The organism is Arcobacter sp. (genome assembly GCF_050300555.1).
Lineage (GTDB): Bacteria > Campylobacterota > Campylobacteria > Campylobacterales > Arcobacteraceae > Arcobacter.
In genome coordinates this window covers 1-10,661 of sequence record NZ_JBNKXY010000026.1, presented here as the reverse complement: position 1 = coordinate 10,661, position 10,661 = coordinate 1, and the positions used below count along the sequence as shown (strand labels likewise).

Sequence of the window (10,661 nt, the reverse complement as noted above, 5' to 3'; positions counted from 1 at the left end):
GCAGCAACTGCAAAAGCAAATGAAGGTAAAAATATTTCAGCTGAAATGATTGCAGGTTATGAAAAACTAAATACTAATATTCATAATACCTTATCTTTAATTAATGATATCTCTACTGCTTCAACTGAACAAACTGGTGCAATTGAGCAAATCAATGATGCTGTTGTGTCTTTAGATTATGTAACTCAACAAAATGCTTCATCTGCTGAAGAAGCAAATGTTGTTGCAAGACAAGTAAAAGAAATAGCTGAAAAAGTTGTAGAAAATACAGCTGATAAAGAGTTTGATGGTAAGTAAACTTACTTGAAGATTTTGTTTAAACTCTACTTTTTTAAGTAGAGTTTTTTTTGTAAATTAAAACACAAAGTATCATAATGTTTGGCATAACTGATTTATATCTTTTTATAATTGCTGGCTTGCTTTTAAATATCACACCTGGTGCTGATATGTTATATATACTCACAAATACTTTTCAAAAGGGTTTAAAAGCAGGTGTTATTGCAACATTAGGAATAAGCACTGGATGTTTGATTCATGTTTTTTTAGCAGTAATAGGATTAAGTGCTATCTTACAAAGTTCTCCAACAGCATTTTTAATTGTAAAATATCTTGGTGCTATTTATTTAGTATATTTAGGTTTTAGTATGCTAATTAAAAAACAAAAAAAGTTTGATATTGACAAAAATATAGATAAAAAAACTATTAAAAATGTCTTTTCAAAGGGTGTTTTGATAAATGCACTAAATCCAAAGGTTGCTATATTTTTTATCACTTTTTTACCTCAATTTGTGGATATTGATGCCGAATCAAAGAGTATGGCATTTCTTATTTTAGGTTTGATTTTTATATTTTTTGGAACAATAGTTAATATTGTTATTGCATATTTTGCTTTAAAAGGTAGCTCTAAACTTTCGTTGAGTAAGTTTTTTATAAAGTTAATCAATAAAGTTACTGGATTACTTTTTATTGGTTTTGCGTTTAGACTTGCTTTTCAAAAAGCCTAATTTATATCTATCTCACATACTACTTGTGCATGATCACTTTCTAATAAAGTTCCATTGCGATTTCTTTTTAAATGTTTATCAAAAACTTCATATAAAACAATCTTCTCTTTTAAGTCATCTGATACAAAAATAAAGTCAATAACATTTTCATCAGAAAAATAATAACTTGTGGGAGTTCTTTTTATCTCTTTTTGTTCAGGATGAGGATTATAAACTTCTTTTTTATAATAATTATATGCGTCAAAAAGTATAAACTCATCTTGCTCTAACTCTTCATGATATGCTTTGTTTGTTAGTGCATCAATAGTCATAGAGTACTCTTTGTCATTTAAATCACATAAAAATATAGTTGGTATTTTAGACTCTTTTATATCCATATGTAAAGATGAAGCTTCAATCAATCTTTGTTTTAAAGCACTTGAAAAATTGTTTTCAAGGGCAAGTTTAGTTTTTTCTATTTTCTCTTTTAATGTGGTGCTTTTTTTAAATATATATTCAAACTCATTTAACCTATTTGATTTTAGATGATTTACATAAACGGCTATTTTTGTTTTATTGGGTAGTTCAATTATGGCTTTTATTGGAATTCTTGAAAAAGCAAATTTTTCTTTAAAGTTATGCTTTTTTATACTATTTATGTCATATCTAACATTTTTATTTGAAATAATTGGAAATCTTGAAGCAAGAGCTAATACAGTCGTTGTATAAATTGTAGGATTTTTTTTATTAATATCTGGTGTGTCCACATTTAAAAAATATTCATATCCTAACTCTTTACAAAGTTCTTTTAATTCTTCTATGGAAAAAACTTCTTGAAAACCTATAATATCAGCATCCATAAGTTTGATTTGATTTTTTATCCAAGATAGTTTTTTCTCCCATTGTTCTTTGGTAAATTTATCTTTTTTAAAGTACCATGAAAAAGGTGGAGCTGTAAATTGAAATAGATTAAAAGTAGCAAATTTGATATTCATAAGGTATTATATCCGATTTATGTTATAATCCCAAAAACAATTAAAGGCTTTCCCATTATACTCAATACAAAAACATTACTTGAACAATTTCAATATTTCTGTAAACAAAACAATCCAAAAGATATGGAAACTGCACTAAATTATTTTGCTATATTTGGTGGACTTGATATAAAAATAGATACAACAAAACCACTTGGTAAACTAATAGAGCGACATATTTTAGATGAATATTATGACTTACAAGATTATATTTCAAAACTTACTAAAAACTCTTTGCCATATTATAAAGTTTTAACTGGAATTGCTTTAGGAGATAGAAGAGTTAATAGTGCATTTAAACGTGCTGATGTTGAGTATGATGAGGGTATCAAAGCTTTATATGATTTAGAAGAGTTAGAGATAATATATACTGAAACTTCTATTGACCATATTACAAATAAATTTGAAGATAATGATGTGGCTGACAAGTTACTTTTTTCTGCTCCATTTTTAAGATTTTGGTTCGCTTTTGTATCTCCACTTTATAGGGGAATCGCAAGAGCAGAGTATAAAGAGTTTTTTGAAAGATTTAATAACTACAATTCGGAGTTTATGCAACTAATTTTTGAGCAACTTTGCCATGAGTACGTAAAAGTACTTTTCAAAGATGATGAACTTGAAGATATTGGTAGATTTTGGGATGAAAAAAATGAGATAAATCTTATAGCTCAAACAGAATCAGGACAAGTTATTGTAGGTAGTTGTAGATATACAAACAATAAGATGAAAAAAACAGAACTTACAAGACTTAAAGAGCTTTGTGAGAAATTAGAAGTAGTTCCTGACCATGTGTTATTATTTTCAAAAAGTGGATATACAAATGAACTTAAAGCACTAAAAGGCGATGGGCTAAGACTTTTTACTGTGAAAAGTTTAAAGGCACTTCTAGAAGAATAACGACCTTTTAAGTTTGGATATCACAAATAAAGGTATACTGAACCTTGAAAGGTTTCCATGTCAAAAATTAGATACATATATCAAACTATAGAGTTTGATACTATGGACATACATGTCAAAACACTAAAAGATAAACAGCAATATGATAAAAAATGTGATGAAAATCCCACCTTTGGAATATCATCAGCAAATTGGTCTTTATTTGGAGTGATTTGGCCTTCAGCTAGAATCCTAGCAACACTAATGAATAACTATAATATTGAAAATAAAAGAATACTTGAAGTAGGGTGCGGAATAGCACTTTCAAGTCTAGTTTTAAATCAAAGAAATGCAAATATTACAACAACAGATTTTAATCCAGAAGTTGAAGTTTTCTTAACAGAAAATACAAGAATCAATGATGGAAATAAAATCCCCTTTGAGTGTGCAAACTGGGCAAATGATGATGATACTTTAGGAAAGTTTGATTTAATAATTGCAAGTGATGTTTTATATGAAAAATTTCACCTAGAAGATTTAAGTAGGTTCTTAAATGAACATACAAATAAAACTTGTGAGATAATTATAGTTGATCCAGGTAGGGGAAATCATGCAAAGTTTTCAAAGATGATGGTAGCTTTGGGATATGTGCATAGTCAAAGTGAGCCTTTAGATACTTCCAAATATCTAGATGAAGATTTTTCTGGCCAAATCATTAAATATATGAAAGAATAGTTATCTCTCTTGAAGACTTGCAGTCTTCGCCTCTTTTACTTTGTGTGGACAAAGTAAGCAAAACCATCAACGGCTTCGAAGCCAAAGGTTCCCTCACTTATTATTTTTATCTTTTCTGCTTGGCAAAACTCGTTTATTAAAACTTGCGTTTAGCAACTTTTAAACACTCAAACAGTTGCCAATCTTGTTTAGAAAAGAGAAAAATAAACATTCGGCTTCTGCAGATGTTGAAATGGATATTGATAAAAATTAGTAATTTTTTAATTTATTATTTTTGTGACACGATATGTGACGTCTTCTTAATATAATAATACTTTTAATTATAAATTGTTAAATAAGGTATGATAAATGAAAGTTTTTGTTTTTAGAATTGCAAAAGGAAATCCCGGTGGTGTAGTAAGGGCTTCATGTCCAATTGAATTTGGTGAAAAAAGGAAAGAAATATTTGATAGTGTTGCTAATACAAGGCAAGGATTAATTCCTTATGAAACAAATGGATATAAAGAATATTTAAAAAGTGAATTATGGGATAATTACAAATTGAGACAAGGTTGGGGATTTAAAGGTTTAGATTTAAGACAAAAGCCTATTGATTGGATTAATAACTATTTGGAGGGTATGAGAAAATATTGGAATTTTACTCATGAAGAGATGAAAGAAATTGATGCGTGTGAAACTGCAGCTGGTCGTTTTGATATGTTAGAAAGTGCTTTATTAAGTGCAAAAAAAGGTGATGTAATAATTATTCCTTCTCATTCTAATACATCTAGCAATAGCAATCCTTTACATAATTCAAAAAGTTTTACAGTTTTAACTGTTAACGGAGATTATGAATTTGATGTAGATGAAAATTATAAAGATTTTGGTCATATAATTCCAGTAACAAATCTTAAAGTATTTTCATATGGTGATGATTTTGTTGGAAAAGATTTTACTGGGTATTATCAAAGAGCTGTTATTGAAATTAAAAAAAATTATAAACTACACAATAAGGTGATGAAATTTCTTAAAGAAAAATACTTATAATCCTTCTGATAATAAATAGATTCCAAAATAAATAAAGGCGGAGAGAAAAATATTTTTAGGAGTTTACTCCTAGTAAATGAGTAAGGATATTTTTCTTTTTAACGTATAGTTATGAAGAAAGATGTTTGTTAGCAGAAGGATTCAATTTTTGTTGAGAAATAAACAGGACACTCTATCATTGGATAGTGTCCTGCTTCCATACACTCTATTATCTCAAAATCATTATAGTAGTTTTCAAACTGCTTTTTCACATTGTTTTTATGAAAAACTGGCAAATCGTGATGACCTACCATTATTTTTATTGGTATTTTTATATTTTTTACTTCATTTATAAAATCAGTTGTAAGATACATAGTCATATATCCAGTTCTAGCTTCCAAAGTTGAAGCTTCGTATGCCATCTTGATTCTATAATCTTTCCATGGTTGATTGTATCTAATACTTGCACTTTCAACTACATATTCAATAAGGTTTTCATTTTTTTTCATACTTGCAAGTAGTTTTGCTTGGGCATCTGGTTTCATTTTTATACCAGCAGCAGTTATTGGGGTGATTAGAATTAGTTGTTTTATTCTATTATCTATTAAGGCTACTTTTTGAGCTATCATTGTGGACATTGAGTGGGCAAGAAGATTTACTTCTGTTAGATTTAGTTTTGTGATGAGGTTTTTAATATCATTTGCTGCTTCATCACAAGTGTATTGACCAATTATCTCTTTTGATAATCCATATCCTCTATGGTCAACAAATATATATGTAAAATTTTTAGTATCAATATATGGTAGTATTGGGTCATAATTTCTATGGTCACCCATAAGTTCATGTAGTACAATAATTGTTTTATTGCCTGTGCCTACAATTTTATATTTTAGTTCTATCATATGTATCTTTTAAATTTTTCAGATTCTATTAAAACTTATCTTAAATTTAAATAGAAAAATTAGTTTAACACACTAATGACATATTAACATGTTAAAATAATCGACACAGATAAAATTGGGAGAAAATCATGAATATTTCTAGTATAAAATCAAAGCTACTAATACTGTTATTTATTAGTATTTCTTGTGCATTTTTAATTCTTGGTTATAAAGATTCATCTAGTAAGTTCAAATCAGAATCCACATTGGTTGCAAATGATGAATTAACATTAGCAAAACAAACTGCAAAGTTTATCAATGATTATTTACAATCAAAGATTACTATAGTTAATTCGGTTGCAAGTATGATTGAAAGTGAAAATCTTACTATTGAAAATAAAGTTCTAGTAGATCAACTTATGCTTGGTAAAAAGTCAGGTGATTTTGCAAGTATGTACTTAGGATTGGAAGATAGTGGAGATTTGATTAAATTTAATGGTGATTTAAAAAGTATTGCAACTATGAATTACGATGCTAGAATTAGACCATGGTATAAAAAAGCTGTAAAAATACAAAGTTCAGGTGTTACTGAGCCTTTTGTTGATAATACTACAAAGCGTTTGGTTATTACAGTTTTTTCTCCCTATATAAAAGATGGAAAATTTATAGGTGTTGTTGGAGCAAATATATTTTTAGATACTGTTGTAAAAGAGATATTAAACCTAAAATTGGGTGATGGTGGATTTGCTTATTTATTATCAAATGAAGGTAATATTTTGATTCATAAAGATAATAAACTTCTAAAAAAAGATAGTGCTTTATTTAAAGGGATTAAAACTGAAGCAGATGATAGATTTGCAGAAGCTAGTGAAGGTGGAGTTGATAAACTTGTTGCTTATAGTAAGGTTTCTATTCCATCATGGTATTTAGTTGTTGAATTAGAAAAAGATAGTATATTTAAGGAAATTAAAAATAATATTTTAAAAGATGTATTTATTTATATTGGATTATTGATTGTTATTTTAGCTTTAATATATGTTCTATTAAAAAAACTTTTAAATCCAATAAATACACTTGAAGATGGATTAAATAACTTTTTTGAATACCTTAAAGGGGAAAAAGATACTGTTGATGCACTAAATATTCAGACAAATGATGAACTTGGTAATATGGCAAGAAAAATTGACGATGAGATAGTGTTTGTAAAAGAAGGTATTGACAAAGATAGGGTATTAATTCAAAATGTAAAAGATGTAGTTAATCAAATAAAAGGTGGGAATCTTGATGTACAAGTTGAAAAAGTAACTACAAATCAATCTTTAAATGAGTTAAAAAATATATTAAATGAGATGATTAAAGTAATTAGTGAAAATGTTCACAATAATATCAACACTATTTTGGCTTCTTTGGAAGATTACTCAAAACTTAATTTTGAGAAAAATATTGATAATCCTTCAGGTAAAATTTCTAAGGGATTAAATGGTTTATGTGACATTATTAATGAGATGTTACAAGAAAACTATCAACTAGGGTTAACATTAGAAAACAATGCAAAACAACTTTTGGAAAATGTTGATAAATTAAATAAATCATCAACAGATACAGCAGCTTCTTTGGAAGAAACATCAGCTTCAATTGAAGAGATTACTTCTACGATAGTTGAAAATACACAAAATATTTCACAAATGGCTGTATATTCAAATAACTTGATTAAATCAATTGGTTCAGGGCAAGCATTAGCAAAACTTACTGTTGAGTCTATGAATGAAATAAACGAACAAACAAGTGCTATTGCAGATGCCATTACAGTAATTGACCAAATAGCATTCCAAACAAACATTCTTTCGCTTAATGCAGCTGTTGAAGCAGCAACTGCAGGAGAAGCTGGAAAAGGGTTTGCTGTTGTTGCTGCAGAAGTTAGAAATCTAGCTTCAAGAAGTGCAGAAGCAGCAAAAGAGATAAAAAGTTTGGTTGAAAGTGCTACAACAAAAGCTGATACAGGTAAGAAAAATGCCGATGAAATGATTAGTGGATATACTGAGTTAAATGAAATCATAAATAAAACTACACAATTAATCTCTCATGTTGAAGTTGCTTCCAATGAACAAAGACAAGGAATAGAGCAAATTAATGATGCTGTTGCTAGTTTAGATGCTAGAACTCAACAAAATGCAAATGTTGCAAATCATACTCATCAAATCTCTATGAATACTTCTTCTATTGCTAAAAACATTATTGAAAATGTTGGTAAAAAGAAATTTAGAAAAGCATGAATAAAGGCTACAAAGTAGCCTTTATAAGTAATTCAAATCATATTATATAATTAAGAATTTTTAAGATTCTTTTTTTATAAATTACAGAACTAAAGAAAATCTAAGTTTTATTTAAGTATAATCCCTAACTTTTTTAGAAAACAACTCAACGTTTCTCTAGAATGGTAGTATCGTTTTGATTATACATGGGTATATATCAAGTTAAGCGAGAAGCATGAGCATTGCTTAATTGCTCAAACCAATTTAAACAAAGGGAAAAAATGCCTACTATTAATCAATTGATTAGAAAAGAGCGAAAGAAACAGATTGAAAAATCAAAATCTCCAGCACTTGCAAAATGTCCACAAAGAAGAGGTGTATGTACAAGAGTATATACAACAACTCCTAAAAAACCTAACTCGGCTTTAAGAAAAGTTGCAAAAGTTAGATTAACAACAGGATTTGAAGTAATTTCATACATTGGTGGGGAAGGTCACAACTTACAAGAACACTCTATCGTTTTAGTTAGAGGGGGAAGAGTTAAGGATTTACCTGGGGTTAAATATCACATCGTTAGAGGTGCTTTAGATACTGCTGGTGTTGCAAACAGAACTGTTGCAAGATCTAAATACGGTACTAAGAGACCTAAAGCCGCTAAGAAATAAGTAGAAGGATAAGATTATGAGAAGAAGAAAAGCTCCAGTTAGAGAAATATTAGCAGATCCTATCTACAATAGTAAAGTGATCACAAAATTTGTAAATACTGTAATGTTAGATGGTAAAAAATCTGCTGCAGAAAAAATTATGTATGGTGCAATTGCAAACTTAGATGCTAGAGGTGAAGAAGCTGGTATCGAATTATTTGAAAAAGCAATTGAAAATGTTAAACCACTTTTAGAAGTAAGATCTAGAAGAGTTGGAGGAGCTACATATCAAGTTCCTGTTGAAGTTAGAGCTGTAAGAAGACAAACTTTAGCATTAAGATGGCTTGTTGATGCTGCTAGAAAAAGAAATGAAAGAACTATGGTTGAAAGATTAGCTAACGAATTATTCGAAGCTGCTAACGATAGAGGTGCTGCATTCAAGAAAAAAGAAGATATGCACAGAATGGCAGAAGCTAATAAAGCATTTGCACACTATAGATGGTAATAGGAAACTAATAATATGGCTAGAAAAACACCACTTAATAGAGTTAGAAATATTGGTATCGCTGCTCACATTGATGCAGGAAAAACTACAACTACTGAAAGAATTTTATTCTACACAGGTGTATCTCATAAAATTGGAGAAGTACATGAAGGTGCTGCTACAATGGACTGGATGGAGCAAGAGCAAGAAAGAGGTATTACAATTACTTCTGCTGCTACTACTTGTCACTGGAAACACCCAAAAACAAGTGAAGACTTACAAATAAACATTATTGACACTCCGGGTCACGTTGACTTTACAATTGAAGTTGAGAGATCTATGAGGGTTCTTGATGGTGCTGTTGCAGTTTTCTGTTCAGTTGGTGGGGTTCAACCACAATCTGAAACTGTTTGGAGACAAGCAAATAAATATAGAGTACCAAGAATGATATTCGTTAATAAAATGGATAGAACTGGTGCTGATTTCTTTATGGTTGAAAAACAAGTTGCTGAAAGATTAAAAGCAAATCCAGTGCCTATTCAATTACCAATTGGTTCTGAAGAGAACTTCAAAGGTATTATTGACTTAGTACAAATGAAAGCTATCGTTTGGGATGAAGATGCTGCTATGGGTTCTAATTACCATGTAGAAGAAATTCCTGCAGAATTAATGGATCAAGCTGAAGAGTATAGAGAAAAAATGGTTGAAACTGCTGCTGAGCAAATCGAAGAGTTAATGGAAAAATACCTTGAAGGTGAAGAATTAACTGAAGATGAAATTATTGCTGGTATCAAAGCAGGTTGTTTAGCTATGGCTATTACTCCTATGACTTGTGGAACAGCTTTTAAAAACAAAGGTGTTCAAACATTACTTGATGCTGTTGCTATGTATTTACCAGCTCCAACAGAAGTTGCTGATATTAATGGTGAAACTCAAGATGGTGAAGCTGTTATTGTTCCTTCAACAGATGCTGGTGAAGTAGCTGCGTTAGCATTTAAAATTATGACTGACCCATTTGTTGGACAATTAACATTTACAAGAGTTTATAGAGGTGTTTTAGAATCTGGAACATACGTAATGAACTCTACTAAAATGAAAAAAGAAAGAATCGGAAGATTACTTAAAATGCATGCAAATAATAGAGAAGAGTGTTCTCAATTATACGCAGGTGAAATCGGTGCAGTTGTTGGTCTTAAATCAACAATTACAGGTGATACACTAGCATCTGAAAAAGATCCAGTAATCTTAGAAAGAATGGAATTCCCAGAGCCAGTTATCTCTGTTGCAGTTGAGCCAAAAACTAAAGCTGACCAAGAGAAAATGGGTATTGCTTTAGGTAAACTTGCTGAAGAAGATCCATCATTTAGAGTAAATACTGATGAAGAATCTGGACAAACTATTATTTCAGGAATGGGTGAATTACACCTTGAAATTCTTGTAGATAGAATGAAAAGAGAATTTAAAGTTGAAGCTGAAGTTGGTGCGCCACAAGTTGCTTATAGAGAAACTATTAAAAATGGTGTTCAACAAGAGTACAAATATGCAAAACAATCTGGTGGTAAAGGTCAATACGGTCACGTTTATTTAGATATTAAACCATTACCTTCTGGAAGTGAAGAAAACTTCAAATTTAACAACGAAATTAAAGGTGGGGTTATTCCTAAAGAATATATTCCTGCAGTTGAAAAAGGTTGTTTTGAAGCAATGCAAGGTGGTATCCTAGCTGGTTACCCAATGGTTGACATTGAAGTTACTGTTTATGACGGT

General features: G+C 29.8%; 10 protein-coding genes and 1 pseudogene. 9 read left to right on the top strand and 2 right to left on the bottom strand.

Annotation, left to right across the window (positions count from 1 at the left end; all coding sequences use genetic code 11):
- Positions 1-297, top strand: a pseudogene (locus ACQY5W_RS12845) (chemotaxis protein); the annotation flags it as partial.
- A 77-nt stretch (positions 298-374) separates the two neighbouring features.
- A complete protein-coding gene (locus tag ACQY5W_RS12840; protein WP_428025372.1) occupies positions 375-1,004 on the top strand; it encodes a LysE family translocator in 630 nt (209 codons plus the stop codon).
- Here ACQY5W_RS12840 and ACQY5W_RS12835 read toward each other — a convergent pair.
- Positions 1,001-1,978 carry an endonuclease/exonuclease/phosphatase family protein gene (locus tag ACQY5W_RS12835; protein WP_428025371.1) on the bottom strand — a complete coding sequence of 326 codons (978 nt, stop codon included), beginning with the start codon at positions 1,976-1,978 and terminating at the stop codon, positions 1,001-1,003. The two genes, ACQY5W_RS12840 and ACQY5W_RS12835, sit on opposite strands and share 4 nt — an antisense overlap.
- 123 nt (positions 1,979-2,101) lie before the next feature.
- On the opposite strand from ACQY5W_RS12835, the gene ACQY5W_RS12830 reads away from it, so the two are divergent.
- The 3 genes from ACQY5W_RS12830 (at position 2,102) to ACQY5W_RS12820 (ending at position 4,654) form a co-directional block, all read left to right on the top strand.
- A complete protein-coding gene (locus ACQY5W_RS12830; protein ID WP_428025370.1) occupies positions 2,102-2,914 on the top strand; it encodes a DUF234 domain-containing protein in 813 nt (270 codons plus the stop codon).
- Between the two features lie 57 nt (positions 2,915-2,971).
- Positions 2,972-3,628 carry a class I SAM-dependent methyltransferase gene (locus tag ACQY5W_RS12825; protein ID WP_428025369.1) on the top strand — a complete coding sequence of 219 codons (657 nt, stop codon included), beginning with the start codon at positions 2,972-2,974 and terminating at the stop codon, positions 3,626-3,628.
- 348 nt (positions 3,629-3,976) lie between these two features.
- On the top strand, positions 3,977-4,654 hold the full coding sequence (locus ACQY5W_RS12820; protein ID WP_428025368.1) for a hypothetical protein: 678 nt from the start codon (positions 3,977-3,979) through the stop codon (positions 4,652-4,654).
- 128 nt (positions 4,655-4,782) lie between these two features.
- On the opposite strand, the gene ACQY5W_RS12815 is transcribed toward ACQY5W_RS12820, so the two are convergent.
- Positions 4,783-5,535, bottom strand: coding sequence for an alpha/beta fold hydrolase (locus ACQY5W_RS12815; RefSeq protein WP_428025367.1), 753 nt, complete (start codon positions 5,533-5,535; stop codon positions 4,783-4,785).
- Between the two features lie 128 nt (positions 5,536-5,663).
- Here ACQY5W_RS12815 and ACQY5W_RS12810 point away from each other — a divergent pair, with 128 nt between their 5' ends.
- From ACQY5W_RS12810 to fusA, 4 genes are all read left to right on the top strand, one after another.
- Positions 5,664-7,787 carry a methyl-accepting chemotaxis protein gene (locus ACQY5W_RS12810; protein ID WP_428025366.1) on the top strand — a complete coding sequence of 708 codons (2,124 nt, stop codon included), beginning with the start codon at positions 5,664-5,666 and terminating at the stop codon, positions 7,785-7,787.
- A gap of 260 nt (positions 7,788-8,047) precedes the next feature.
- Positions 8,048-8,431 carry a 30S ribosomal protein S12 gene (rpsL, locus tag ACQY5W_RS12805; protein ID WP_428025365.1) on the top strand — a complete coding sequence of 128 codons (384 nt, stop codon included), beginning with the start codon at positions 8,048-8,050 and terminating at the stop codon, positions 8,429-8,431.
- Positions 8,432-8,447: 16 nt separating this feature from the next.
- The gene (gene rpsG, locus ACQY5W_RS12800; protein WP_428025364.1) at positions 8,448-8,915 is read left to right on the top strand and encodes a 30S ribosomal protein S7; all 468 of its coding nucleotides are present in this window, start codon (positions 8,448-8,450) and stop codon (positions 8,913-8,915) included.
- A 15-nt stretch (positions 8,916-8,930) separates the two neighbouring features.
- Positions 8,931-10,661 (top strand): elongation factor G (fusA, locus tag ACQY5W_RS12795; RefSeq protein ID WP_428025363.1); only part of this gene is annotated, 1,731 nt, incomplete at its 3' end.

Excerpts from the sequence above, each read along its gene's own strand:
- ACQY5W_RS12840 (WP_428025372.1), top strand. The coding sequence starts at position 375 with ATGTTTGGCATAACTGATTTATATCTTTTTATAATTGCTGGCTTGCTT.
- ACQY5W_RS12835 (WP_428025371.1), bottom strand. The coding sequence starts at position 1,978 with ATGAATATCAAATTTGCTACTTTTAATCTATTTCAATTTACAGCTCCA.
- ACQY5W_RS12830 (WP_428025370.1), top strand. The coding sequence starts at position 2,102 with ATGGAAACTGCACTAAATTATTTTGCTATATTTGGTGGACTTGATATA.
- ACQY5W_RS12825 (WP_428025369.1), top strand. The coding sequence starts at position 2,972 with ATGTCAAAAATTAGATACATATATCAAACTATAGAGTTTGATACTATG.
- ACQY5W_RS12820 (WP_428025368.1), top strand. The coding sequence starts at position 3,977 with ATGAAAGTTTTTGTTTTTAGAATTGCAAAAGGAAATCCCGGTGGTGTA.
- ACQY5W_RS12815 (WP_428025367.1), bottom strand. The coding sequence starts at position 5,535 with ATGATAGAACTAAAATATAAAATTGTAGGCACAGGCAATAAAACAATT.
- ACQY5W_RS12810 (WP_428025366.1), top strand. The coding sequence starts at position 5,664 with ATGAATATTTCTAGTATAAAATCAAAGCTACTAATACTGTTATTTATT.
- rpsL (WP_428025365.1), top strand. The coding sequence starts at position 8,048 with ATGCCTACTATTAATCAATTGATTAGAAAAGAGCGAAAGAAACAGATT.
- rpsG (WP_428025364.1), top strand. The coding sequence starts at position 8,448 with ATGAGAAGAAGAAAAGCTCCAGTTAGAGAAATATTAGCAGATCCTATC.